At 64.1% G+C, this 25,711-nt stretch carries 26 protein-coding genes; 11 read left to right on the top strand and 15 right to left on the bottom strand.

Translation table 11 applies throughout. From position 1 onward, the window contains the following. Positions 1-10 precede the first annotated feature (10 nt). The 6 genes from sufU to VSR82_RS31905 form a co-directional block, all read right to left on the bottom strand. On the bottom strand, positions 11-460 hold the full coding sequence (gene sufU / locus VSR82_RS31930; RefSeq protein WP_429462821.1) for a Fe-S cluster assembly sulfur transfer protein SufU: 450 nt from the start codon (positions 458-460) through the stop codon (positions 11-13). Then, positions 457-1,710 (bottom strand): SufS family cysteine desulfurase, encoded by a 1,254-nt coding sequence (locus tag VSR82_RS31925; RefSeq protein ID WP_498858374.1) that lies wholly within the window; start codon positions 1,708-1,710, stop codon positions 457-459. Before VSR82_RS31925 ends, sufU begins: the two co-directional genes overlap by 4 nt. Continuing rightward, positions 1,707-3,032: a Fe-S cluster assembly protein SufD gene (gene sufD, locus VSR82_RS31920; RefSeq protein WP_429462823.1), complete on the bottom strand. Its 1,326-nt coding sequence runs from the start codon at positions 3,030-3,032 to the stop codon at positions 1,707-1,709. Before sufD ends, VSR82_RS31925 begins: the two co-directional genes overlap by 4 nt. A 42-nt stretch (positions 3,033-3,074) precedes the next feature. Then, positions 3,075-3,857: a Fe-S cluster assembly ATPase SufC gene (gene sufC / locus VSR82_RS31915; RefSeq protein ID WP_429462824.1), complete on the bottom strand. Its 783-nt coding sequence runs from the start codon at positions 3,855-3,857 to the stop codon at positions 3,075-3,077. A 14-nt stretch (positions 3,858-3,871) separates the two neighbouring features. After that, complete coding sequence (sufB, locus tag VSR82_RS31910; RefSeq protein WP_368585747.1) at positions 3,872-5,320, bottom strand: Fe-S cluster assembly protein SufB; 1,449 nt, start codon at positions 5,318-5,320, stop codon at positions 3,872-3,874. Positions 5,321-5,423: 103 nt separating this feature from the next. Then, positions 5,424-5,576, bottom strand: a complete 153-nt coding sequence (locus VSR82_RS31905) for a hypothetical protein (protein ID WP_368585748.1) — start codon at positions 5,574-5,576, stop codon at positions 5,424-5,426. Between the two features lie 294 nt (positions 5,577-5,870). On the opposite strand from VSR82_RS31905, the gene VSR82_RS31900 reads away from it, so the two are divergent. Further along, entirely contained in the window at positions 5,871-6,179 is a 309-nt protein-coding gene (locus tag VSR82_RS31900) for an EthD family reductase (protein WP_368585749.1), read from the top strand. 60 nt (positions 6,180-6,239) lie between these two features. Here the strand turns inward: VSR82_RS31900 and VSR82_RS31895 are convergent, their stop codons facing one another. Further along, complete coding sequence (locus VSR82_RS31895) at positions 6,240-6,557, bottom strand: hypothetical protein (protein ID WP_429462825.1); 318 nt, start codon at positions 6,555-6,557, stop codon at positions 6,240-6,242. A gap of 755 nt (positions 6,558-7,312) precedes the next feature. Between VSR82_RS31895 and VSR82_RS31890 the strand changes: the two genes are divergently transcribed. The 3 genes from VSR82_RS31890 (at position 7,313) to VSR82_RS31880 (ending at position 10,858) form a co-directional block, all read left to right on the top strand. Continuing rightward, a complete protein-coding gene (locus tag VSR82_RS31890; protein ID WP_429462826.1) occupies positions 7,313-8,455 on the top strand; it encodes a porin in 1,143 nt (380 codons plus the stop codon). 12 nt (positions 8,456-8,467) lie between these two features. Then, the gene (locus VSR82_RS31885; RefSeq protein ID WP_429462827.1) at positions 8,468-10,195 is read left to right on the top strand and encodes a tannase/feruloyl esterase family alpha/beta hydrolase; all 1,728 of its coding nucleotides are present in this window, start codon (positions 8,468-8,470) and stop codon (positions 10,193-10,195) included. 147 nt (positions 10,196-10,342) lie between these two features. Further along, positions 10,343-10,858: a hypothetical protein gene (locus tag VSR82_RS31880; RefSeq protein ID WP_368585753.1), complete on the top strand. Its 516-nt coding sequence runs from the start codon at positions 10,343-10,345 to the stop codon at positions 10,856-10,858. A gap of 188 nt (positions 10,859-11,046) precedes the next feature. Here VSR82_RS31880 and VSR82_RS31875 read toward each other — a convergent pair whose 3' ends face one another. From VSR82_RS31875 to VSR82_RS31865, 3 genes are all read right to left on the bottom strand, one after another. Beyond that, entirely contained in the window at positions 11,047-11,910 is an 864-nt protein-coding gene (locus VSR82_RS31875) for an MBL fold metallo-hydrolase (RefSeq protein WP_498858373.1), read from the bottom strand. Between the two features lie 78 nt (positions 11,911-11,988). Further along, complete coding sequence (gene hmpA / locus VSR82_RS31870) at positions 11,989-13,203, bottom strand: NO-inducible flavohemoprotein (protein ID WP_429462828.1); 1,215 nt, start codon at positions 13,201-13,203, stop codon at positions 11,989-11,991. Then, positions 13,197-13,616, bottom strand: coding sequence for a hypothetical protein (locus VSR82_RS31865; protein WP_429462829.1), 420 nt, complete (start codon positions 13,614-13,616; stop codon positions 13,197-13,199). The genes hmpA and VSR82_RS31865 overlap by 7 nt, the downstream gene beginning before the upstream one ends. Between VSR82_RS31865 and VSR82_RS31860 the strand changes: the two genes are divergently transcribed. From VSR82_RS31860 to VSR82_RS31845, 4 genes are all read left to right on the top strand, one after another. Then, on the top strand, positions 13,609-14,484 hold the full coding sequence (locus VSR82_RS31860) for a manganese catalase family protein (RefSeq protein WP_429462830.1): 876 nt from the start codon (positions 13,609-13,611) through the stop codon (positions 14,482-14,484). The genes VSR82_RS31865 and VSR82_RS31860 overlap by 8 nt on opposite strands. Positions 14,485-15,104: 620 nt before the next feature. Next, complete coding sequence (locus tag VSR82_RS31855) at positions 15,105-15,362, top strand: hypothetical protein (RefSeq protein ID WP_410851559.1); 258 nt, start codon at positions 15,105-15,107, stop codon at positions 15,360-15,362. 49 nt (positions 15,363-15,411) lie between these two features. Further along, complete coding sequence (locus VSR82_RS31850) at positions 15,412-15,732, top strand: hypothetical protein (protein ID WP_410851560.1); 321 nt, start codon at positions 15,412-15,414, stop codon at positions 15,730-15,732. An 88-nt stretch (positions 15,733-15,820) separates the two neighbouring features. After that, complete coding sequence (locus VSR82_RS31845; protein WP_368585759.1) at positions 15,821-16,420, top strand: hemerythrin domain-containing protein; 600 nt, start codon at positions 15,821-15,823, stop codon at positions 16,418-16,420. A 31-nt stretch (positions 16,421-16,451) separates the two neighbouring features. On the opposite strand, the gene VSR82_RS31840 is transcribed toward VSR82_RS31845, so the two are convergent. After that, the gene (locus VSR82_RS31840) at positions 16,452-16,739 is read right to left on the bottom strand and encodes a hypothetical protein (protein WP_368585760.1); all 288 of its coding nucleotides are present in this window, start codon (positions 16,737-16,739) and stop codon (positions 16,452-16,454) included. A gap of 101 nt (positions 16,740-16,840) precedes the next feature. Further along, a complete protein-coding gene (locus tag VSR82_RS31835) occupies positions 16,841-18,664 on the bottom strand; it encodes an HAD hydrolase family protein (protein WP_429462832.1) in 1,824 nt (607 codons plus the stop codon). Between the two features lie 140 nt (positions 18,665-18,804). On the opposite strand from VSR82_RS31835, the gene VSR82_RS31830 reads away from it, so the two are divergent. The 3 genes from VSR82_RS31830 to VSR82_RS31820 are packed head-to-tail and all read left to right on the top strand — an operon-like array spanning position 18,805 to position 21,347. Beyond that, the gene (locus tag VSR82_RS31830) at positions 18,805-20,241 is read left to right on the top strand and encodes a cytochrome ubiquinol oxidase subunit I (protein ID WP_498858372.1); all 1,437 of its coding nucleotides are present in this window, start codon (positions 18,805-18,807) and stop codon (positions 20,239-20,241) included. Next, entirely contained in the window at positions 20,222-21,238 is a 1,017-nt protein-coding gene (gene cydB / locus VSR82_RS31825) for a cytochrome d ubiquinol oxidase subunit II (protein ID WP_429462833.1), read from the top strand. The genes VSR82_RS31830 and cydB overlap by 20 nt, the downstream gene beginning before the upstream one ends. A 1-nt stretch (position 21,239) precedes the next feature. Further along, on the top strand, positions 21,240-21,347 hold the full coding sequence (locus VSR82_RS31820; RefSeq protein WP_176122794.1) for a DUF2474 family protein: 108 nt from the start codon (positions 21,240-21,242) through the stop codon (positions 21,345-21,347). A 51-nt stretch (positions 21,348-21,398) separates the two neighbouring features. Here VSR82_RS31820 and VSR82_RS31815 read toward each other — a convergent pair whose 3' ends face one another. The 3 genes from VSR82_RS31815 to VSR82_RS31805 form a co-directional block, all read right to left on the bottom strand. Continuing rightward, complete coding sequence (locus VSR82_RS31815) at positions 21,399-23,972, bottom strand: glucose/quinate/shikimate family membrane-bound PQQ-dependent dehydrogenase (RefSeq protein ID WP_429462834.1); 2,574 nt, start codon at positions 23,970-23,972, stop codon at positions 21,399-21,401. Next, positions 23,965-24,186: a DUF2795 domain-containing protein gene (locus VSR82_RS31810; RefSeq protein WP_368585766.1), complete on the bottom strand. Its 222-nt coding sequence runs from the start codon at positions 24,184-24,186 to the stop codon at positions 23,965-23,967. The genes VSR82_RS31815 and VSR82_RS31810 overlap by 8 nt, the downstream gene beginning before the upstream one ends. 406 nt (positions 24,187-24,592) lie before the next feature. Beyond that, positions 24,593-25,624, bottom strand: a complete 1,032-nt coding sequence (locus VSR82_RS31805) for a glycosyltransferase family 4 protein (RefSeq protein ID WP_429462835.1) — start codon at positions 25,622-25,624, stop codon at positions 24,593-24,595. Positions 25,625-25,711: the final 87 nt, after the last annotated feature.

Below are 25,711 nucleotides of genomic sequence, written 5' to 3'. Positions count from 1 at the left end.
CTCCAACACATCATTCCGTCGAGATGGTGCCGCACTCGTCATGCAGCGCCGCATGGAGCGTGTGCCATGCGAGCGTCGCGCACTTCACGCGCGCCGGGAATTCGCGTACACCCGAGAACACGGCGAGCTTGCCGAGTTGCGAAGACGCGCCCGCTGGCGGCGCCGTCATCATCATGTCGTGAAACGCCCCGAAGAGCGCCTCCATTTCCGATTCCGTGCGCCCCTTAAGCGCTTCGGTCATCAGCGAGGCCGAGGCAATAGCAATCGCACAACCTACCCCATCGAACCCAACGTCCGTCACGACGCCATCCTCGATGCGCAGATACAACGTGATGCGGTCTCCGCACAAGGGGTTATAGCCCTCCGCCTTGTGATTCGCATCCGGCAGCCGCCGACGGTTTCTCGGTCTCCGGTAGTGGTCGAAAATCACTTCCTGATACAGGTCGCGCAGACTGCTCATTGCCCAAATACCTCCTGCACGTGCGCCATTGCCTTGACGAGTGCCTCCACGTCGGCCCGCGTGTTGTACAACGCGAACGACGCGCGCACGGTTGCCGGCACGCCGAAGCGCTCCATGACGGGCATCGCGCAATGATGGCCGGCGCGCACCGCGACGCCGTGCTGATCGAGAATCGTACCGACGTCGTGTGCATGCACGTGGTCGAGCACGAACGACAGAATGGCTGCCTTTTCGGCTGCGGTGCCGATCAGCCGCAGATGTGGCACCGCACGCATTGCATCGGTCGCATACGCGAGCAGCCCGGCCTCATGTGCGCCGATCGTTTCGGCGCCGATTGCACTCACATAGTCGAGCGCCACCGCGAGCGCGATCGCACCGCAAATGTCCGGTGTGCCCGCCTCGAACTTCCAGGGAATGGCGTTGTAGATGGTCTTGTCGAACGTCACCGAGCGGATCATATCGCCACCGCCCTGCCACGGTCCCATCGCTTCCAGTCTGTCCGCCTTGGCGTATAGCACGCCGATTCCCGTCGGTCCATACGCCTTGTGCCCGGAGAACGCATAGAAATCGCAATCGAGCGCACGCACGTCGACACGCAGATGTGCAACCGCCTGCGCGCCGTCGATCAGCACGGGCACGTCGCGCGCGTGCGCGACCTCGATCATCCGCGCGACCGGGTTGATCGTACCGAGCGCGTTCGATACATGCGTGATCGCCACGATACGCGTACGCTCGCCGATCATCTGTCGGTAGGCATCGACATCGAGCGCGCCGCTGTCATCGATCGGCACGACCTTCAACACCGCGCCCGTCTGCTCGCATACGAGTTGCCACGGCACGATGTTCGAGTGATGTTCCATCGCGCTGATCAGGATCTCGTCGCCGGGCTTCGCGAGAGGACGCACATAACTCTGCGCAACCAGGTTGATCGCCTCCGTCGTGCCGCGCACGTAGACGATTTCCTCCGCGCGCGCCGCATTGATGAAGCGCGCAATCCGTTCGCGCGCAGCTTCGTACGCGTTCGTGGCGCGCTGCGACAACTCGTGCACGCCGCGATGTACGTTCGCATTCGTATGCTCGTAATAATCGCGCTGCGCGTCGATCACGGCCGAAGGCTTCTGGGTCGTCGCGCCGTTGTCGAGATACACCAGTGGGTTGCCGTGTATCAGCTCGCGAAGAATCGGGAAGTCGCTTCGCCAACGCGCCACCGTATCGTCGTCCGGGATCATCACAGGTTCGATCGGTTTCATACCAGTCCCCGAATGCGCTCGCCTTCCGGCGTGCGCGCGAGCAGCATTTGCGTCAGTTTGTGGCGCACCGCCTCGATGCTCACGTGCTCCACACTGCTGCGCGCAAACGCCCAGATCAGCAAAGCCCGCGCAACCCGTTCGTCGATGCCGCGTGAGCGCAGATAGAACAGCTGGTTCTCGTCAAGCTGGCCTACGGTTGCGCCATGCGTGCACTTGACGTCGTCGGCGTGGATCTCCAGTTGCGGCTTCGTGTCGATCTGCGCATCGCGCGACAACAGAAGATTGAAGTTCGACTGATGCGTGTCGGTCTGCTGCGCGTGACGATGCACGATCACGTTGCCGTTGAATACGCCATGTGACGCACCGTCGAGCACCCCGCGGTAGTGCTCTCGGCTCGATCCAGCCGGTTTCTCGTGATCGATGCGCGTGTGATGATCGACATGCTGCCTCGCGGTCGCGACATACAGCCCGTTCAGCTCGGCGCGGGCATCCACGGCCTGCAGCCGTGTGTCGATCTGCGTACGAGAGAGTGCGCCACCGAGTGCGAACGAGTGCGACGTGAAGCGGCTCGCACGCTGTTGCGAGGCATCGACGTGCGCAATATGGAACGCGCTGCGTGCTTCATGGTGGACGCGGCAATGCTGCACGTCGGCCTCGTCGCCTGCCGCAATCCTGGTGACGGAATTGACCAGATACGCGTCGTCGGAGAAACCGGCAAACTGCTCGACGATCGAGCACCGCGAGCGATCATCCGCCAGTACCGTGTTGAAAGGATGTACCGCGAGACCCGCCTCGTCGGTGAGGAACAGCATGACGAGCGGCCCATCGATCGCACAGTCCGGCGGCAACAGGACCACGTAACCGTCGCTCAGAAACGCTGTGTTCAGGGCCGCGAAGCCATCGTGCGGTGCCTGGTGCTCAATGACGGCCTTCAGGCGCTCCGGTATCTCCCGGATGGCCCGCGTGAGACTGCCGACAAATGCGCCGTGCGGCAAAGACGGCATGCGCGACAGCTTCGGCATATGGCGGCCGTTGACGAACACGAGCCGACCCGCCGTCCTGTAGGGCACGAGATCGTCGACGATGCGCTCGACGTCCAGGTCGTCGCTGGGCCGCGGCGTGAAATGCCATGACCGCTTAGCGATGGTCGCCACATTCGTGTACTTCCAGTCTTCGAGCCGAGTGGTGGGAAAGCCAAGCCCTTCGAACTTTTCGAACGCCTCGCGCCTCGCGCTGCGCAACCACGGAAGTTCCGCGCCGGGCAGCGTACTCGACAGGGTCTGGAAAGCCTGATGGAGGTACTCGAGCGTCGGTTCACTCATTTGACGTCTACTCCTCGCGATCTCACGTATGACCGCCTCGTGTCAGTACGGGTCGGGTGGGCCGGAATGCGGCCCGTTCGGCGCATCCTCACCGAGCCATCCATAACCCTTGCGCTCCAGTTCTAGTGCCAGCTCGCGCGTTCCGGATTTCGCAATACGCCCCTTTGAAAGCACGTGCACGCAATCAGGCACCACGTATTCGAGCAGCCGCTGGTAGTGCGTGACCAGGACGATTGCGCGGTCCGGGTGGCGCATCTGATTGACGCCTCGCGCAACCACTTGCAGCGCATCGATATCGAGGCCCGAATCGGTTTCGTCGAGAATCCCGAGGCGCGGCTCCAGCACCGCCATCTGCAGCACCTCGTTGCGCTTTTTCTCGCCCCCTGAAAACCCTTCGTTCACCGCGCGATGCAGCAGGCTTTCGTCCATCTGCATAAGCGCCATCTTCTCCTTCACCAGTTGCAGGAATTCCATTGCATCCAGTTCGGTTTCGCCGCGGTGCGTGCGCTGTGCATTCAACGCGGCCTTCAGCAGATACACGTTGCTGACACCCGGTATTTCCACGGGGTATTGAAACGCGAGAAAAAGCCCTTCGCGTGCACGCTCCTCCGGCGCGAGCGAGAGCAGGTCACGGCCCGCATACCGCACGCTGCCACCTGTTACGCGGTAATGCTGATGGCCCGCCAGCACGTTGGCAAGCGTGCTCTTGCCCGAACCGTTCGGCCCCATGATGGCGTGCACCTCGCCCGCGTTCACACGCAGATCGACCCCGCGCAGGATCGGCTTGCCTTCTACTTCAACGCTCAGTTTGCTGATTTCTAGCATGACCGTTGTCCCTGTCAGCCCGTGCTGCCTTCAAGACTCACGCCGAGCAGCTTTTGTGCTTCGACGGCGAACTCCATGGGCAGCTCCTTGAGGACCTCCCTGCAAAAGCCGTTGACGATCATCGACACCGCTTCTTCCTCCGAAAGGCCTCGCTGTCGGCAGTAGAAGAGCTGGTCCTCGTCGATGCGCGACGTCGATGCCTCGTGCTCGACCTTCGCGGTGGGGTTTTTCACCTCGATATACGGAACCGTGAGTGCACTGCATCGATCGCCGAGCAGCAGCGAATCGCACTGCGTGTAGTTACGCGCGTCCTCCGCCGAGCGGGCAATTTTCACTAGCCCACGATAGGCGTTCCTGCCGTGGCCGGCGGAAATGCCCTTCGACAGGATCGTGCTGCGCGTATTGCGACCCAGATGCGTCATCTTCGTGCCGGTGTCAGCCTGCTGATAATTGTTGGTGAGCGCCACCGAATAGAATTCGCCGACTGAGTTGTCGCCTTGCAGGATCACGCTCGGGTATTTCCACGTGATGGCGGAGCCTGTTTCGACCTGCGTCCACGAAATCTTCGAGTCTGCTTCACGGCAATCGCCACGCTTGGTCACGAAGTTATAGATGCCGCCGCGGCCGTGCGCATCGCCCGGATACCAGTTCTGCACCGTCGAGTAGCGGATTTGCGCACCCTCCAGCGCGACCAGTTCCACCACGGCAGCATGCAACTGGTTCTCGTCGCGCATCGGCGCGGTACAACCCTCCAGGTAACTGACGTAGGCTCCCTTGTCCGCGATGATCAGCGTTCGCTCGAACTGTCCCGTGTTTTGCGCGTTGATGCGGAAGTACGTGGAAAGTTCGATCGGGCAACGCACGCCCGGCGGGATATAGCAGAACGAGCCGTCGCTAAAGACCGCGGAGTTCAGCGCAGCGAAAAAGTTGTCGGTATGCGGCACCACTGAGCCGAGGTATTGCCGCACCAGTTCAGGATGAGTCTGCACCGCTTCCGAAAACGGACAGAACACGATGCCTAGCGCGCCAAGCTTTTCGCGAAACGTCGTCGCGACCGACACGCTATCGAACACCGCATCCACCGCGACGCCCGCGAGCATCTCGCGCTCTTCGAGCGGAACGCCGAGTTTCTCGTACGTGCGCAGCAGTTCCGGATCGACATCCTGCAGACTCTTCGGGCGATCCTTCGGACCAATCGGCGCCGAATAATACGCAATGTCCTGATAGTCGATAGGTGGGTGCTCAACCGATGCCCAATGAGGCTCGTTCATGGTCAGCCAGTGCCGGTATGCCGAGAGGCGCCAGGCGAGCATGAAGTCGGGTTCACTCTTCTTTGCTGAAATCAGGCGGATGACATCTTCAGACACGCCGCGCGGCAACGTGTCCGACTTTACATCGGTCACGAATCCGTGGCGGTATTCGCTCCGGATCAGCTCGTCGATTCTCGATACACTTGAACTCATGCAGACCTCCGCTTTCAGCGTTGCGGCGGCCGGATCGCGCGCTTGGGGCGATCCCGGAAGTGTGCTTAGCGGCTTGCCGGCTGTCCTGATCGCTGCAATCGCGTCAAACAGCGTGATCCGTCTGGCGACTGCCGTAGCCAATAGTGGATACGAGTGCTTCGGCGAGTCGGCCAGTACTCTGCACGGTGTCCGGATCGCGTGCCAGGGTGATCGCGGTCACCGTGACATGGTCGGCAAGCTTGCTCATGCGCAACATGATTGAGCCTCCGCGAACCGTACCTGTTTGGTCTGGTTTCATATCCAACCCTAGCACCCCGTCGCCGCTGATAAAAGAAAGACATCACTGCGGGTGTACGTTCTCGCTGCTGTCGCCAATTCGGCCTTGTCGCAGCTTGCGCCGAGGTATGAGGATTGCTGAGCTTGAACTCTCGCGAAGGTGTCATAGACTCAACGAGCTGTCCATCGGCTCGACCGCAGGCGGTGTGACACATCTGCGCCCAGCTGGAGGAGCAAACCACCCTTTCAAGGTCCACTTACAGGAGACGCAACCATGGCCCAGCTCGTCGCGCTTTACAAGAAACCAATCGATACCAAGGCGTTCGATGACTATTACGCGTCGACCCACGCGCCACTGGCGAAGACCTTGCCGGGCCTGAAAAGTTACGAGATCAGTGCGGGGCCGGTGGTGTTGGCGCAAGGCGACTCGCCTTACCATCTCGTCGCCATGCTTCGTTTCGACTCGGTCGACGCCATCAAGTCGGCCTTTGACTCGCCCGCAGGACAGGCGACTGCGGCAGATCTCGGCAACTTCGCGCAGGCAGGTGTAGATCTTCTGATCTTTGACACCAGAGAAGCGTAGTGCGCGCGACCCTGGCGTAGTCGAATGCCGGTGCCGGACCGGATCACGCGTCGAGGCGAATTACCGTGAACAACGTTCCAAAGCAGCTACTGCTCTCTGGGTCGCTTCGACGATTTCCACGCACTCTGCGTGATAACGGGTGTGCTCGATCGTCGAACACTCACCGGCGCGGTTCACTTGCGCAAGATCGGCGCGAGCTTTTTCCAGCGCTGCCGACGGTGACCCATTGTCCGCAATCAGCTTCGCCAGATCGAAGACGGTGCCGGAAGACAGTTCCACGTATGCCGGGCAAGCCGCGCTGGCGGCGCCGCTGTACATCGAGAACCCGGCAATAGCGGATACGACGAGTCGTGCGACGCTTTTAGCCAAATTACTCATGGCAACATCCTGTTTGCCCCCTACCCGGGCCCAAGCCGATTCGTGTGTTGTTTGTATAACTCCAGCGTCCACGAAACGGCCCGCAAAAATAGCCCTGTCAGTGCCGAATTTCCCCGCAAGCTTGCGCCTCACTTCCATCCTGGCGCTGCGTGCCTGCCGCATCCTGCATTCCCGCTCCAAGTCTATGAGATGGAAGACAGGGCGCGAACGCATCGCAAACCCCCTATCAACGGACTAAAGCTTACTCGGACACAGGGTCGTGCAGGGGAATCGGGTCGCTGGAATGTTGCGATGACGCCCGACGTTCACGGCGTCTTCGGCTGCTTCGTCCCAGATGGCGACGGGAAAGCAGTCGAAACTTGCGTCGCGATGCTGGTAGGCGGTCGCGGACCCGGCAACGCGGGCAATCGCTCCCCGCAGCTGTAACGCCAGCGGCGATGACAGCGAAGGCGGACGCGACCGGCCAGTTCACTTTTTCGCTAGCAGCCAATTCCGCGCCTCCGAACCCTGGGGAATCTACCGAATACTTCGCGCTTGCGTTGTCAGGGTGCCTGATATCAAATACGGAACTATCACGACGGACGGAAGGGCGCGTCTTTCAGGACGCGCTTAATTTTGACCATAGTATCAGCCTACCTGATATTGGTTGCCGCGTTCATGCCGCTGCGCCGGCCCGAGCGAAAGACTGAGTCGTACCCAAGATCCACAACCGCAGTTCAACACAAAAAACAAACAACAGGTCCGGAGATATCACCATGCAATTGAAGTCGACTCACGTCCTCATGTTCGGTGCGCTCTGCGCGATGAGCGCAGGAGCCCTGGCGCAATCGAGCGTCACGTTGTACGGCATCGTTGACACAGGGATCGAGTATGTCTCGCACGCCAACGCGAACGGCGACAGTGTCGTTCGCATGCCGTCCGTTACCGGAGAGTTCCCGTCGCGCTGGGGGCTGCGTGGCAACGAAGATCTAGGCGGCGGCTACAGCGCTGTCTTCACACTCGAAAGCGGCTTCAACATGCGCGATGGCAGTTCTGGACAGGGCGGCCGTCTGTTTGGACGCCAGGCGTTCATCGGCGTGAAGAGCCCGTATGGGACGCTCGCGTTCGGCCGTCAGTACACGATGACCTATCTCGCGATTCAGGGCGCCGACATCATCGGTCCGGACATTTACGGCATGGGCTCGCTGGATGCCTATGTGCCCAACGCGCGCACCGACAACTCGATCACCTATCTCGGCTCGTACAAAGGCTTTACGTTGGGCGTGGGTTATTCATTCGGACGGGACGCGGCGGGTACCGGCAACTCGCCAGGACAAGGAACCTGTACCGGCTCCGTTCCAGGCCACGCCACGGAATGCCGCGACTGGTCCGCAATGCTCAAGTACGACTCGCAATATTTCGGCGCTGCCGCGTCGTACGAGGAGCAACGCGGCGGCGCGACCGCAGCCGCCAACTTCTTCGACGGTGTCCCGCCGACACCTCTGATCAACGCCGCGGACAAGGACGCCCGTACGCAACTGAGCGCCTATGCGCAATACGCAGGCGCGAAGATCGGCGCAGGCTGGATTGGACGCCGCGTAGTGACCCAGTCGCCGGCCGTACCCAATATCCGTTCGGACCTGTTCTTCCTCGGCGCTTCGTACATGGTCACGCCTGCATTCCTGCTCGATGGCGAAGTGTTTCGCATCATCAATAGCGACCACGATACTCGCGCCACGATGGGAACGTTACGCACCACCTATCTGCTGAGCAAGCGTTCGTCGGTCTACGCGCAGGCTGCGTATCTGGCGAATAGTGCGAAGGCGCGCTATTCGGTCAGTGGCGGCGGTAGCGGGACCACGCCGGGCGCGGGCATGGGTCAAACGGGCGTGATGGTCGGCATCAAACACATGTTCTGATACGGGTCGAAAATGAAACGAACTTCAATTGCTGTGTGCGTATCGGCCGTGTCCGCGATGCTGACGGCTTGCGGCGGCGGTTCCGACTCTCTATCCACCAGTGCGACGCAATTGCCTCGGCTCTCCGCCGCACAACCCGCGACGCTGTCGGGAGACTGCGCCGCGCTCGCCGCCAGGTTGACGTTTGCCAACGCGACCTTCACCTCCGTCGCCGACGTGCCGGCCGGAACGCTCGCGGTGGCGGGAAAGTCCGTCCCCGAACATTGCGTGATCGAAGGGAAAATGAATCAACGCACGAGCGCCGTTGACGGCCAGACTTATGCGATAGGTTTTGAAATGCGGCTGCCAATCGCGTGGAATGGACGCTTTTTCTATCAGGCCAACGGTGGTCTCGACGGCAATGTGACACCGGCGACGGGGGTGCTCAGTGGCGGGGGCCCGCTGAACAACGCGCTGAACATGGGCTTCGCCGTGATCAGTTCGGATGCAGGTCATTCCGGGTCGCAAAACCCGTTGTTCGGTCTCGATCCCCAGGCGCGTCTCGACTATGGCTATAACGCCGTCGCTACGCTCACGCCGATGGCCAAGCAGGTAATCAGGTTGGCCTATGGCAAGGGCCCCGACCGCAGCTACTTCGAAGGCTGCTCGAACGGCGGCCGACATGCGATGGTGGCCGCAGCCAGGTCTTTCGCGGATTACGACGGCATCATTGCCGGTGACCCCGGCTTTCATTTGCCCAAGGCGGCGATCGGAGAGTTGTGGAGCGCGCAACAGCTCGCTACCGTCGCGACCGCGACGACCTCGTCGGGCATTGCCGATATCACCACCGGCTTGACGACCACTGAAAGGCAACTGATCGCATCGAAGATCATCGCGAAGTGTGATGCGCTCGATGGCGTGGCGGACGGAATGGTCCAGGACATCAAAGCGTGCCAGGCGAATTTCAATCTGCTCACTGACGTACCGACGTGTTCGGGCAATGCGCGCGACGGCACCTGTCTTACGGCGGCTCAAAAGCAGGCCGTTGGAAATATTTTCTCTGGGGCGAAAAACAGCGCCGGGACGGCGCTCTATGCGAGCTTTCCGTACGACGTAGGTATCAACGGATCAGGCTGGGCCGCGTGGAAGCAAGGCAATTCCATCAGCCTCGATCCGGCCGCGGCAGCCTTCGTGTTTACGTCGCCGCCGCAAAGCGCTTCGGTCCTGGGTTCGATGGGCACCTACGGTCTGAACTTCAGCATGGACAGTGATGCGCCGAAGATCTTCGCCACGAGCGGGGTCTATTCCGAGTCTTCGTGGTCATTCATGACCCCGCCGAACGAGACCGATCTGAGCGGTCTGCGTAGCCGGGGCGCGAAATTGATCGTCTATCATGGAACGAGCGATCCGGTGTTCTCGTCGAACGATACGACCGACTGGTATCAGCGCCTCTCGACGGCTAGTGGCGGAGACGCAAGCAATTTCGCGCGGCTCTTTACGGTAGCAGGGATGAACCACTGCAGCGGCGGTCCGACGGCCGATCAGTTCGACATGCTGACGCCCATGGTGGCATGGGTCGAGCAAGGGCAAGCCCCGAACCGGGTCATCGCGACGGCTCGCGACACCAGCAACGCGATTCCGAATGCCGAAGTGCCAGCTAGCTGGGGTGCCGGGCGCACGCGTCCGCTCTGCGCGTATCCGAAGGTGGCCCGATACACCAGCGGCGACGTGAACTCGGCAAGCAGTTTCACTTGCAGCTAGGGCACTGACCGTGCGAGGGGAACCGGCGCACTCGGCTCCGGCCGATGCGTCGTCCCGTCCGTGCGGAACGCGCCATGCTGCTCCTCGCACATACCTCTGTCCGCGATCATCGGGCGTGCGTTTGCGCGCCCGCACCGGAGCGCTGCCATGAAAACGCGCGAGTACAAGATCGGTTCGCCGTGGTATCAGGCCATCGGCGCGACGCTACGCCGGGCCGTCCCATCGGGGCTGCTGTCCGGCTGTCTGTCGGCGGCGACGGCCTCGGCGGCATCCACGGACGCATCGGGCAGCCCGCTCGCACCGATCAATGCGGTCACCCACTGCATGTGGCCGCAACGCGCGCTGCGCGAACGCGGCTTCAGCATCCGCCATACGGTGACCGGCTTCGCGATCCATCAGGCGGCCGCCATCTTCTGGGCAATGCTGTTCGAGCAACTCGTTGACCGGATGGCCGGCCCTGTGCCGTCACGACGGCCGGGCGCCGCCGCGCTAGCCGCCGCCGCCACCGTGGCAAGCGCGTATGTGGTCGACTACAAGGTGGTGCCCAACCGGCTCACGCCTGGATTCGAGGCGCACCTGTCGCGTCGCTCGCTCGGCAACGTCTACCTGGTGCTCGGCGCCGGCCTGCTCGCGGCCGCGCTGCTGCGGCGACCGGATCGATGAAGACTGCGCGCGCAAAAAAAGCGACCAGCCTTTGACCGGCATGGTCGCTGCAAGCGCATTTGAGAACGCTGTCCCCACGAGTCCAAGCGGAGGACAAATCCAGTATAGGAAACACGTCCGACCCGCAGGCTGTCCGTAAGCCCTGCGCCGCGGACAGTCGTCTCCGCGAGACGCGTCTCGCACTATCGTCACGCCATCTGCTCCGCCGGCACCGCCACCGAACGGCCCGCGAGCCGCTCGAATTCGTCGACGTCGTGGCTGCAAAAAATCTTCAACGCGGGACTCGCGCGCTTCGCCAGATCGCGCAGTCGGCGCTGGTTGTACAGCCGTGCCGCGCGGTCCTTTTCGAGCATCCACTGATAGAAGCGTAAGCCGGGCGCGCAATGCGGACGCACCGGGTCGAGCTCGGCGTTGTCGAAATAGGCGTCGCCCGCGAGCAGCAACCAGCCGCCGTCGCCGTTCACCGCGACGCCCGCGTGACCATAGGTATGGCCTCGCAACGGCACGAGTGCGATCTCGCTCGCGAGCTCCTCGATCGGATGCACCTTCGCGAAGCCTTCCCAGCGCTCCGTGTACTGCGGCGAATGCACGCGCCACATGTTCTGATACGACCACTGCTGCGGCCTGAAGCGCTGCCGGTCGAGCCAGGTCTTTTGCTGCGCCGCGTACTGACGCTCGCTCGCGAGCATGTGCACCGTTGCGTGCGGAAAGTCGTCGAGACCGCCTGCGTGGTCGAAATCGAGGTGCGTCATCACGATGTGCCGCACGTCGGCCGGGTCGAAACCGAGCCGCTCGATCTGCCTGATCGCCGTCATTTCATTCCGGAACTCGGGCTTCAGCAGCCTCAGAAAGAATTTGCCGAGGCGCGAATACGGATCGGCGACATCGCGCAGACCGAAACCGGTATCGACGAGCACGAGCCCCGCCGGACTTTCGACGAGCAGACAATGGCAGGCCAGATGCCCGCGGCGGATCAACGATTCGGGTTGCCCGTTGAACAGCATGCCGCACAACGGGCAGGTCGAAATGCAGTTCAGATGGTGCACTTTCATGCCGCACTCCCCGTCTCGGTGACTGCATTCCTGCTTGTCGTTTCCGTGGCAGCCGTCGCGCGGCACTTTCGGTATGCGTCATTCAGCGAACAGATCTGGTCCGAATACCTCGTAGTGAATTTTCGACTCGTGAATGTCCAGGTTTTTCAATGCGTCGTGCTGCAGCCGCATGAAAGGAACCGGACCGCAGATGTAGTAGTCGGCGTCGGGCAACAGGATCTCGTCGCGCAGCTTGCTCAGGTCGATGAAACCGGCGTTGTCGTAGTCGCGGCCCTGCACGTCGGTATCGAGCGGCGCGTCGTAGAACACGATCGCGCGGAAGTTCGGCTGGGTGGCGGCGGTCTGCTGCAGACGGTCGCGCATCGCGTGCACCGCGCCGTTGCGTGCACCATGAATGAACACCACGCGCCGCTGCGGGTCCTGAATCGCGCGCTTCAACATGCTGACCATCGGCGTCAGACCGACGCCGCCGCTGATCAGTACGATCGGCGTCTTCGCATGGACATCGATGTAGAACGTACCGTACGGCGCCGCCAGCTTCACCTCGTCGCCGACGTTCACGTGATCGTGCAGCAGCGACGACACATAGCCCGCCGGCCGCCCGGCCTCGCCGCTCTCGCGCTTGACCGAGATCCGATAGCTATGGCCGTTCGGCACGTCGGACAGGCTGTATTGCCGGATCTGCTGCAGGCCGAGCGCGGGCACGTCGACCGCGATACCGATGTACTGTCCCGGCTCGAAGTTGGCGACCGGCTGTCCATCCTTCGGTTCGAGGATGAACGACGTGATCACGCTGCTCTCGGGCCGCTTCTCCTTGACGACGAAGGTGCGCCATCCGGTCCAGCCGCCTAGCTGCGCCGCGCGGGTTTCGCGTAATTCGGACTCCATGCCCATCAGCACGTCCGCGAGATTGCCGTATGCCTGCGCCCACGCGGAGATGATGTCGTCGGTCGCGGCGTCGCCGAGCACGTCCTTGATCGCGCCGAGCAGATGTTCGCCGACGATCGGATAGTGCTGCGCTTTCACGTCGAGGCTCGCGTGCTTGTTGGCGATATTGCGCAGCACCGCGGCGAGACTGCTGGGGTCCTCGATGTTCTCGGCATACGCGTACACCGCGCGCGCAAGCGCTTCCTGCTGCTGCCCCTTCTCCTGATGCGCCATGTTGAAAACGTTTTTCAGTTCGGGATGCGCTTCGAAGAGCCGTCTATAGAAACGTTGAATGATCGTATAGCCGTGCGCGGCCAGAACCGGGGCCGTCGCTTTTACGATGTCCCTGGTTTTCTGCGTCAGCATTTCTTTCCTCCTGCAGTAGGACGACTGGTTACCTCGCTCCTGCGCGCAGCTCGAAAAAGTGTCGATGCCGCAGCGCGCGTATAGGAGTCGAGTGCCTCGCTCACATGCAAGTTCCAGGGGCATTCGCCCGCTGCTTCAAGCCCATCCAGGCGACCATGCTGCTCCAACCGATGCCGGCTGTCCATATGCCGAAGGCCACGGACATGCCGATGACGATCAGCGCGCGGCATGAGATAGGCGCCATCGGCCACCGCGCACGCCATCGCGGGCCGGCCAACGACGCGCTGCGAGCCGGCCAGGAATGCGGCATGCGAGGCGATCCACGCGCCGCTCGCGACGAACGGCGCTCCGCATGCGTGGCACGGCGGATGGAAGACCCAAGTACCAACTCCAATGGAGGTCACGATGTTCATGCACAACAAACGCCTGCAATACACGGTTCGCGTCGGCACGACCAATCCCGGGCTCGCGAATCTGATGCTGGAGCAGTTCGGCGGTCCGCAAGGCGAACTGGCCGCCGCGATGCGCTACTTCACCCAGGCCGTTGCGGAAGAAGACCCCGGGCGCAAGGACATGCTGTTCGATATCGCCACCGAAGAGCTGAGCCATCTCGAGATCATCGGCTCGATCGTCGCGATGTTGAATCGCGGCGCGAAAGGGGAACTCGCCGAAGCGGTCGAGCAGCAAGCCGAGCTTTATCGCAAGCTCAACGGCGCGGGCAACGACAGTCACCTGACCCAGGTGCTATACGGCGGCGGACCGCCGCTGACGAACTCCGGCGGCGTCCCGTGGAGTGCCGCGTACATCGACACGATCGGCGAGCCGACCGCGGACCTGCGCTCGAACATCGCGGCCGAAGCGCGCGCGAAGATCATCTATGAACGGCTGATCAACGTCACCGACGATGCCGGCGTGCGCGAGGCGCTCGGCTTTCTGATGACCCGCGAAGTCGCGCATCAGAAGTCGTTCGAGAAGGCGCTGTATGCGATCACGCCGAGTTTCCCGCCGGGCAAGCTGCCGCCGAGACAGGAATTCGCGAGCGTCTACTACAAGATGTCGCACGACGGAGCGGTGATCAACACACCGTGGAACAGCGGCACCGGTCTCACGATACAGACCGGTGAACCCGCGGTGGATGGCGGCGACGGCAGTGCGTCGGTGGGCCTCGAAGCGCAACAGGAAACCGCGGTTACCGCGATGGCCAAGCGTCTGCGCTCCGACCCGTCGAGCGATCCGACGACCGGTGCCGAAATAGGCAGCGAAGTCCCGCGCAACCAATGAGGTCGTCTGATCGCTGGAAGGCGCTGCCGCGTGTTTCGTCGATGCGCGCGGCGCCGCGTCGCGGTTGGGATCGCGCCTCGCGGAGTTTTCCCGCGGCCGCGCATCGACGGCGCGAGGGCAGGCTCGTCGGACGTCAGGCATTTCGAACCGTCATTCACATTGAATAACGCCACGCGGAGTCGGTCGCGAACGGGCGCATTCGAATTCGCGCGAAGGCGCTAGCGCACCTCGCGGCGCGGCTGTCCGCAACGTCAGCGTTTCGGACACGCGCCTCGATGCACTTTTTTACGGACGCCAGCGTATGCTGTTTCCGGCGTTTTCCGACACGTCGACAGACCGGTACGACTTACCGCCGACAACGTCAAAACCGTCCGTTCCGTGAAAAATTGACCGCTCCAGGAAGGATCATGCTGAGCCCTCATGAATTTGCGGTGTTGATGCTGGTGAAGGCATCGCCGGAGTGCACCGATATAGAGCGCGAAGAATTCAACGCGGTGCTCGGGCGCCAACTGGTCGCTGATGCGAAAACGTTGAGGCGGTACAGGCCCCTGGAGCGAACGACGCGGTATGGTCGAAACGCTGACTCACGACAACGACTAACAACAAATCGGAGAGAACCTGTGCATGCCGCGCGCAACTATAACGACGCTGCCAACGAACTGAAGCACATCAGCACGATGGTGCAGCGCCTTGAACAACTCGTTCAACGCGACCGCGTCGACTGGCAGGGCACGGTAGTTGCGACGCCCGCTTACTGGCGCGCGCGCATCGAGGCCAATGCCGAACTGCCGCCGGCGCTGCAACCGCAAGCGCGCCTGCTGCTCGCGCGGCTCGCTACCCTCGAAGCACGCAGCGAGCGCCGTGGCCGTCGCGCATGATCGTCGCGCACCGGCGCGATCACACACTTACGCGACGAAGGACATGATGATGATGCGGACCTACGAATACCACGGGTTCACGATCGAGGTGACCGTCGAGGCGGATTTCACGTTGCGCCCCGCCGGGCGCGCGGCGGTACGCACGCGCTATGCGGCGGTGGTTCACATCTATCAGGCGGGTGCCGCGGTTGCCACGTTCTCGCCGCTGCGCTTCGACATTGCCGGCGGACGGCCGTTCGACACCGAAGCCGATGCGTTGATGGGCGGATATAGCGCGGCGCGCCGAATCGTCGACGACCTGTTCGCCCGTGCGGCGGATGCCGCGGACTCCGCGTTGAGCGCGCTCTCGAACAGCAAAGAACTCCGCTAGCGAGGCGCCGGCATCCGATTGACCGATTGTCGGGCATCGGGAATGGCGCATGCGGTATCCGCGAGCACCCTTTCAGTGGAGAAACGCCATGTCCAATGACGCCTCATCGTTGTCGCCGTCGATTACGTCGATGATCCGCCTCGACCATATGCACGTGCTCGCCGCTTCGCACCGATACCACGCGTCCACGCCATGGTGGCGAAAACGCGCGATCGTCAACGGCGTATGCGATGCGCTTGAAATCCACGCGCAACTGGAGGAAGAAATTTTCTACCCGGCGCTAGACCGCGCGATGGGCAACGACGAGACATTGACGAAAAGTCGTTCCGAGCACGACGAGATGCGCGCGACGATCGCGAAGCTGCGCGCAATGGGCCCCGAAAACGCCGCCTACGACGGGCTGTTTCTTCAACTGATCCGCGAAGTCGCCCATCACGTCGCCGACGAGGAAACCATCCTGCTGCCCGACGCCGAGCGCGTGCTGAAAAACGAACTGCAGTCGCTCGGCGCCGCGATGACGCGCCGCCGGATGCAGTTGCTCGGAGAGCGTCCGATGAACATTGCGATGAATGCGGCGGGCACGTTTCCGATCGCCACGCTGCTGCTGGGATCGACCTTATTGCTCGCGTTGCGGCGCAGCCTGCCGAGGTCGCGTCGCGCGGCACGGACGCAGCGTCAATATGACTAGCGGATGCGCGAACGACTGGCGCAAGCGGGCATCAACGATTCGCGCCGGGCGCCGCCGGCGTCCGCGCGCCCCGCTGTTTCGTCCTGTCGAGCGTGCCCGGCTCGACGAGCGTGGCGGCGACGCGGCGCGCATTCTCGGCCGCGATGTCCTGCGCGTCGCCCCATGACACGTGGCCACACGTGCCGCGTCGCTCGAAGACCGTGCCATGTCCGCCGCCGCGCTCGGTCACGAGCACGATCCATTGAAAGGCACCTTCAGAATCCCTGATGACGGTCCAGCTTACGAGGAAGTCGGCCATCTCTATCGCCTGCACACGCATGTTCGGCTCCTTCGGTCCGTTGCAACGGCCCGCTTTGACCGGAGATGCGCATAGCGCGTGCCTGGCGGGCAATGCGCGCGGGGCGCGTTGCAATCCCCGCCTCACTGCCGCTGCTGCGGATCGGCGTCGGATTGACGCGGGTCGGGCTCGTCGCGACTTTGCGGCGAGCCGGTCAACACCGCGGGCAGCGACGGATTCTCCGGTTGGGTATAGCGCGCGTGGATCGCCGCGCGGATGCGCGCGAGGCTTTGCGCCGCATCGAGTGCGCTGTCCTGCTCGATGCCGCGCGCTTCGTCGGCCAGGTCCGCGTCGCCGATCTGCTGTTCGAACCAGCGCGAATAGTCGCCACGCTGGCGATGAAACTGCCATGTCGCCGCATCGACACCCTCGGCAATCTCGACGAACAGCACGAGGTTGTGCGCGCGCAGGTTCAGCGCGTTGTGCTCGCCCCGAAAGTAAAAGCTGCGCTCGGGAATCAGCAGCCCCTCCGCGTACTTGCGACGATGCCGGCGCTTTTCCTTGCGACCGGGCTCGAGCCGCACGGGTTGCGGCGGCGCGGCGGCGCTGACGCGCCATAACAGCGCGTCGCCTCTGGCGAGTTGCGCCCCATCACCGCTCGACGCTGGCGGCTCGCGTCCACTTGCCGCGGCAAAGCGCTGCAAGGCCGCATGCGCGCCGTCGCCCATCGCGAGCACGGTGCCGACCTGCCGCAGCAACACCGGCGATAACTGCTCCGGCGACACGGTGACCGCGAGCGCCGTTTCGAGCGCATCCGGAATCGCCTGGTTCGCGCCGGCCCATTGCGCGGGAAACACGTGATGCGCCTCTTCGAACACGAGCCAGTGCGGCCGCCCGGTGCGCGTGCGCAGACGCTGCACCTGCAGCAGCAGATTCGCGCAGAACACCGGCCGATCCGACGGCGGCACCCGCAGCAGATTGAGCGCGATAGCCGGCCGCGCCGGACGGCGCAGCAACTGCATCGCCTCCTCGATCGACGGTGCATTGCTCGCATCGCCGAGCACGAGGGTCGCGTCGTCGTTGTCATAGTCGCCTTCAGGATCGACGATGCACATCTGGCAGCCGGCGTCCGCGAGCCGTTCGAGCAGGCCCGCCGTCGCGGTCGACTTGCCGCAGCCCGAGTCACCGACGAGCAGCACGACGCTGCCGTACGCGGACAACGACAGCGGCTCGCTGTCCGGCGCATCACAGCGCGGGCCGAGCACGATGCGATTGCGCGGCGACGCGTCGGCGGTGCTGCGCAAATCGTCGGCGACGAGTGCGTCGATCAGTTCCGCGACGCCCGCGCCCGCGACGCCGTCCGTCACGATATCGGCGTGCTTCTTCAACTCCGGCAACGCGTTCGCGACGGCCGCCGCGAGGCCGCACGCGTCGAGCAGCGCATGGTCGTTTTCCGCGTCGCCGATCCCGACCACGTTCAGCGGCGACAGTTCGAGATCGGCGAGCGCCGCGCTCAGACCGCTCGCCTTCGACACGCCCGGCGCCACGATCATCACCGCGTCGCCGTTGAAGATGATCCGCAACTCGAGCCCGAGGTCGCGAATCACATCGAGCGCGACATGCTCATGGGGCTTCATCGTCGCGACCAACGTTTGGCTGACGCTGAAAGCGTTGGGTGCGCGCCGCCGTAACTCCGCGACGAAATTCTCCGGCGGTGCGGGTGCGAGCAGACGGCGCGTGCCATCGGCCGGGCAATACAGCACGCCGCCGTTTTCCGCGACCACGCGCGAAAACAGCTCGATGCGCGGGCAGATCGCGAGCAGGTCGTCGAGTTCGCGTCCGCTGACGAGGATCGCGTGACGGCCCGACTCGCGCAGGCGTTCGAGTGCGGCCCACGTCGAATCGGCGACCCGGCCGTCGGTGGCGAGCGTGTTGTCGTAGTCGGTTGCGAGCGCGAAAAATCGCATGGTGCACGACTCCTTCGATCGATTCATGCGTGCGCTCAGCAAGCGCTATACCCCGGAACCCGCGCCCAACGGTATGGGGCTTGCTGCGGGTCGTGTCGAAGCGGCGGAGCGCCGCCGCTAGCCTGCCCCGAGGAACCCTGATGTCCATTCCCATCGATGCCGTGACCCTCGCGCGAATGCAATTCGGCTTCACGATTGCTTTCCACATCATCTTTCCGGCGCTGTCGATCGGTCTCGCGAGCTACCTCGCCGTGCTCGAAGGCGCGTTGCTCGTCACCCACAAGCCCGTGTATCTTGCCGTCTACCGCTACTGGCTGACGATCTTCGCGGTCGTGTTCGGCATCGGCGTCGTATCGGGGCTCGTGATGTCGTATCAGTTCGGCACCAACTGGGCGGGCTTCGCGTTTCGCGCGGGTCCGATCGTCGGGCCGCTGATGGGCTATGAAGTGTTGACCGCTTTCTTTCTCGAGTCGGGCTTTCTCGGCGTGATGCTGTTCGGCATGAAACGCGTCGGCCCGCGTCTGCACTTTCTCGCGACCGTGCTCGTCGCGACCGGCACGCTAATGAGCGCGTTCTGGATTCTCGCCGTCAATTCATGGATGCAGACGCCGCAGGGCTATGCGATCGTCGAAGGACGCTTCTTTCCGGCCGACTGGATGCGCATCATCTTCAATCCGTCATTTCCGTTCCGGCTCGTACACATGGTGCTGGCCGCGTATCTGAGCGTCGCGTTCGTCGTCGGCGCGGTCGGCGCCTGGCATCTGCTCGGCGATTCGCGCAACGTCTGCGCGCGCCTGATGGTGTCGATGGCGCTATGGATGGCCTGCATCGTCGCGCCGATCCAGATGGTGGTCGGCGACCAGCACGGTATCGACACACTCAAGCACCAGCCGGCGAAAATCGCCGCGCTCGAAGGCGACTGGCTCGCGCGTCCCGGTCAGCCGTTGATTCTGTTCGGGTTCCCGAACATGCGCACGGAGACGACCGACTATGCGCTCGAAATACCGCATCTCGGCGCGCTGATTCTGACGCACACCTGGGACGGCTCGATCGCAGGCCTCAAATCGTTCCCGCCGTCCGAGCGGCCGTTCTCGCCGGTCGTGTTCTGGGCGTTTCGCGTGATGGTCGGACTCGGCGTCCTGATGGCGCTGCTCGGACTGGGCAGTCTCGCGTTGCGCTACCGAAGGGCCCTGTACGAAGCGCGCTGGATGCATCGGATCATGGTCGCGATGGGGCCGGCTGGTCTGATCGCGTTGCTGTGCGGCTGGACCGTCACCGAAGTCGGCCGGCAGCCTTACACGGTGTACGGTCTGCTGCGTACCGCCGACAGCGTGTCACCGATCGCCGCGCCCGGCGTCGCGGTATCGCTCGCGAGCTTCGGCGTGGTGTACGCGATCGTATTCGGCGCGGCCGTGGTCTTTCTGTTCCGGCTGATGGCGGCGACGCCCACGCTCGACACGCCCGGCCCCGCAAAGGACAAGCCGCATCGCAGCGCCGGCATCACACCGGGCCCCGCGCAGGCACCGTCCGGCCCATCAACTCCGGGGAGTCACGCCGATGACGACAGGAACGTTTGATCTCGCTTTGGTATGGGCCGCGATCCTCGCGTTCGCGGTGCTCGCATACGTGCTGCTCGATGGCTTCGATCTCGGCGTCGGCATCCTGTTCGCGGTCGAGCACCAGCGCGACGACCGCGACGTAATGGTGAATTCGATCGCACCGGTGTGGGACGGCAACGAGACGTGGCTCGTGCTCGGCGGCGGCGGCTTGTTCGCGGTGTTTCCGCTTGCCTACGGGGTGATTCTGCCGGCGCTCTATCCGCCGATCATCGCGATGCTGCTCGCGCTGGTGTTCCGCGGCGTCGCTTTCGAATTCCGCTTTCGCGCGATAGGTCGCGGCCGCGCATGGTGGGACGCCGCGTTCTTCGGCGGCTCGGCGCTCGCGGCGCTGTGCCAGGGGCTCGTGCTCGGCGGCCTGCTGCAAGGTATCGAGGTCAAGGGGTTCTCGTATGTGGGCGGCTGGTGGGACTGGCTGACCGGCTTCACGATCCTGTGCGGTCTCGCGGTCATGGCCGGTTACACGCTGCTCGGCTCGTGCTGGCTGATCTGGCGCACCGAAGGTCCGTTGCACGAGCGTTGCCGGCGACACGCGCGCACGATGGCCGTCACCGTGCTCGCGCTGATCGTGGTGGTCACGCTATGGACGCCGATGCTGCCCAACTCGCTGACGGCGCGCTGGTTCCGCTGGCCGGACCTGCTGTTCACCGCCTGGGTACCGGTGCTGGTCGTTCTGCTGGCCTTCGGATTTTTCCGCAGCCTGTCTGCGCGCCGCCATCTGTTGCCGCTGCTGTTTGCGTACGGCATCTTCGTGCTGTGCTACGCGGGGCTCCTGATCAGTCTTTATCCGAACCTCGTGCCACCGTCGATTTCGTTCCGCGCGGCGGCAGCGCCGCATGCGAGCCTGCTGTTTCTGCTGGTCGGCGCCGCGATCACGGTGCCTATGATTCTCGGCTATACCGTGTATGCGTACTCGGTGTTCAAGGGCAAGATGCGCGCGGGCGAGGGGTACCACTGACATGTGGCGCCGCCTTGCGTGGTTCGCCGGCCTGTGGCTCGCCGGCGTCGTCGCGGTCGCGACGGTGGCGGGTGTGTTGAAGCTTTTGCTGCGCGCGGCCACGCATTGAGCGTGGCGCGCGCTTGCAGTGTGCGCCTGCAGTGTGATTACCGCGGCGCGACTACGGCAACGTATAGGCGACCACGGAGTCGCCCTGCTTCGTGCCTAGCGAGCCATGTCCGCCCGCGACCACCAGCACATACTGCTTGCCGTTGCTGTCGGCATAGGTCATCGGCGTGGCCTGGCCGCCGGCCGGCAGACGCGCTTGCCACAGCCGTGCGCCGGTGCGCACGTCATAGGCGCGCAGGTAGTAGTCGAGCGTGCCGGACAGGAACGCGACGCCGCCACCGGTGGTGATCATGCCGCCGAGGCTCGGCACGCCGAGCGGCATCGGAATCGGCAGCGGCGCGCTATCGCGGATCGTGCCGTTCTTGTGCTCCCAGACGATATGCCCCTGGCGCAGATCGACGGCGGCCACGTAGCCCCAGGGCGGCGATTGACACGGAATGCCGAGCGGCGAAAGGAACGCGTTCAGTTCGAAGCCGAATGGCGTGCCGAGCGCGAGCTTGATGCCACTCGTTTCGCTGCCCTTCTGTTCGCCGCTGTTCGAACCGATCTGTGCGCGCGGAACCAGCTTCGACGTGAACGCCATATAGCTCGGATTGACGATCAGCACCTGCCGCACCGGATCGACCGCCACACCGCCCCAGTCGAACACGCCGAAGTTGCCGGGGAACACGAGCGAGCCCTGCTCCGATGGCGGCGTGAACATGCCGTCGTAGCGCAACGACTTGAACTTGATGCGGCACCACAGCTGATCGAACGGATTGGTGCCCCACATATCGTGCTCGTGCACCATCGGCGGCGCGAAGTTCAGCGCCGAATAGGGCTGCGTCGGCGACGTGTGGTCACCCGGCGCCGCGCCGCCCGGCACCGGACGTTCGGTGATCGGAATGATCGGCTTGCCGGTCTGGCGGTTCAGCACGTAGATGCTGCCCTGCTTGGTCGATGCGATGATCGCCGGTTGCACGCCGCTCGCGGTTTGCAGATCGACGAGCGACGGCTGGCCGCCGACGTCCATGTCCCACAGGTCGTGGTGCGTGAACTGGTAGTTCCACACCATCCGGCCGGTCGCGAGATCGAGCGCGACGATGCCCGCCGCGACCTTCTCGGACGCCGGTGTGCGCAGGCCGCCCCACTGGTCCGGCGTCTGATTGCCGAGAGGCAGATAGACCATGCCGAGCTTCTCGTCGACCGAGAACACCGACCACATGTTCGGCGAGTTGCGCACGTAGATCTGGCCTGATGCTATCGGCTGCGTCTTGTCCGGATTGCCCGCGTCCCAGTTCCACACCAGGTGGCCATCGTGCACGTCGAACGCGCGCGTGACGCCGGACGGCTCGTTGGTCGATTCGTTGTCGGTCACGTGGCCGCTGATGATCACGAGGTCGCGCGTGACGGCCGGCGGCGACGTCGAGTAGTAGCCACCGGGCGTGAACGGCCCGATGTGCGTGCGCAGGTCCACTGCGCCGTTGTTGCCGAAGTGCGGGCACAGCGCGCCCGTGTCGGCGTTCAGCGCGATCAGGCGCGCATCCGCGGTCGGCAGGAAGATGCGGCGCGGGCACTCGCTCGCAGCTGCGGTCCGGTCTTGCGGCGTGTTCGGCACCGGCGTCGGCACCGTGCCCTGGCCCGCCGCCGCCGCGGCGCTCGCCGGACTCGCGGTGGCTGCGGCCGCGCTGTTGCGCGTGGCTTCGGCCGCGGCCGGCAGCGGCGGATAGAGCGCGTCGTCGTGATACGACACGCCGCGACAAGTCATATGCTCCCAGTGCTTGAAGCTGCCGACCGGGCTCTGGATGTGCGGGTCGTAACGCCACAGTTGGTGGCCGGTCGCGGGATCGAGCGCGATCACGATGCTGTGCGGCGTGCACACGTACACCTTGTTGTCGACCTTGATCGGCGTGTCTTCGTAGGTGGTTTCGGTCGGGTCGCCCGGACCGGCTTTGTCGCCGGTCTCGATGCGCCATGCCTCCTTCAGCTTGCCCGCGTTCTCCGGTGTGATCTGCGCAAGCGGCGAGTAGCGCTGGCCGAGCGGCGAGCCGCCGTAGTCGCTCCAGTCCGCCGGCTTGCGATTCGAGTCGCCGGCAAGCGGCGCGTCGGCAGGCGCGGCCGACGTCACTTCGAGCTGGCCGGGGTGATCGTACGGATGATTGAACGCGGTGACGACGCCGAGCAGCACCGCGAGCACGACCGCTCCCGCGAGCGGCAGCACGCCTTCGCGCGATACGGCGGGCGGCCCGAGCGCAAGCCGCTTGCTCACCGGTGGCAGTAGCAGCCAGATCGCGAGCACGACCCACACCCAAAGACGCGGCAGCAATTGCCAGAAATCGAAGCGCGCCTCGACCACCGCCCAGATCGTCGATGCGAACAGCACGATCGCGAACACGAACAGCGCGGCACGCCGGCGCAGCCACAGCAGTACGCCGGTCGCCGCGATCGCGATGCCGGCGAGCAGGTAGTACCACGAGCCGCCGAGCATCGCGAGCCGGATACCGCCGATCGCGAGCAGCACGCCAATGACGAAGAAGACGACGCCCGGCACCGCGAGCGCGGCCGAAAGCCGCGTTCCACGCGGGGACCGGGCCGCCGGTGAGCCCTGACCTGGCGGCGGCGGCGATGGAGTTTGCGGGCTATTCATTGCCGACGCCCTTCGAGACTTCGGCGGGGCTCTGATACTGCTGGTCGGGCAGATCCTGGAGCCGTTGCAGCACCTCGTCGTCGGCGCCATTGGCTTTCGCGGTTTCGATGAGGCTGTCCTTGTCGGCGGGATAGGAAGCGCCCTTCAGCGCTTTCTGCACGTCGATGAACGGGTTCAGCGGGCGCTCGCCCGTGGTCGAACGGGAGTCGGTCATTTCGTTCCCCTGATGGGTTGCGTGGAAGGGTCAAGTGCTGGCCGGGGTGGCGCGTCGCGGCGCCGCCGAGCCCGGTGCTTGCACGTCCGGCGTGTCGCGTACCGGCTACTGCTCCGGCTGTACGTCCGTGCCGGGCATCGCTTCGGGCACGCGCGGATGCTCGTGCCTTCGCATCCGGCGTGCCTGTAGGGCGCCGGGCGGCGCCTGCGAGGCGCGCTGACGGTCTTCCCGACTCGTGCTCGCCGATCGCGATGCGCTCGGCCCGCTGCGCGCGTGCGCCCGGCGGCCGCATGACGCGTGGTCCGCTCGCATGCACCGTGGCCGTCAGTGCCGATGGCGTTGGTCAAGAATGGCGTGCCGTGTTAGAAAAACTCCACACTCGCGCAGGCGCCGTTGCTTCAACGCTTCAACGCTTCGATGCCAACAGCTTCCGGTAAACCTCGAGGTACTCGTCGGCCATGCGTGCCGCGGTGAAGCGCCGCTCGAATGCTGCGCGACAGCGCGCGCGGTCCAGTTCGCCGATACGGTTCACCGCATCGACGGCCTCGTCGACACTATCGACGATGAAGCCGGTCACGCCGTCGTCGATGATTTCGCGGACCGAGCCGCGGTCGAACGCGATCACCGGTGTGCCCGCCGCCAGCGCCTCGACCAGCACGAGCCCGAACGGCTCGGGCCAGTCGATCGGAAACAGCAGCGCTCGCGCGGCGCCGATGAAGCGATCCTTGTCACGACCACCGAGCTCGCCGCGATAGCACACATGCGGTTGCCGCATCAGCGAGGCGACCTCGTGCTCGTAGTAGACGCGATCGCCGTCGTCGATCTTGGCCGCGATTTCGAGCCGCGCGTTCGCACGGCGCGCGATCTCGATCGCGAGATCGGGTCGCTTGGTCGGCGCGATCCGGCCGACGAATGCCAGGTAGTCGGACGGCGTGCGGCTGAAGGTGTGAAGGTCGCGCGGCAGGCCGTGATGGACGGTGCGCTGCCACGCGAGTCGCGGCAGCGGCGCGCGCTGCGCGTCGGAGATCGATATCAGCGGTACGTCGCAAAACTCGCGGTACAGCGCATCCAGACCGGGGATGTCGAGCCGCCAGTGCAGCGTCGTCACGTGCGCGCAGCCCAGCCGCCGGCCGAACGGGAAGCTCGTGTAGTCGGTGTGGAAGTGCACGATGTCGAAGTCGGCCGAACGTTGCACGACCTGTTCGAGCATCGCGACATGAAACGCCTGCGGGTCGGCCGTGTTCTCGAGCTCACGCAGCGGCCGCGGATAGACCGACACGAGATGCGCGCGCGTCAACGAGTCGCCGCTCGCGAATAGCGTGACCTCATGGCCGAGTTCGACCAGCGCCTCGGTCAGCCACGACACGACGCGCTCGGTGCCGCCATAGGCGACGGGCGGCACGCGCTCGTAGAGCGTCGACACTTGCGCGATGCGCATGCGAGCCTCCGTCGTTCTTCCGCCGTGCAGACCTCCGTCGTCGAGCATCCATCATTCCAGACGCGCGGTGGACGATGGTATGGCGCT

This window comes from Burkholderia sp. JPY481 (assembly GCF_038900515.1).
Classification (GTDB): domain Bacteria; phylum Pseudomonadota; class Gammaproteobacteria; order Burkholderiales; family Burkholderiaceae; genus Paraburkholderia; species Paraburkholderia youngii.
Note: the sequence above shows the minus strand (reverse complement) of the source record. Positions and strands in the feature narration are given on the sequence as shown.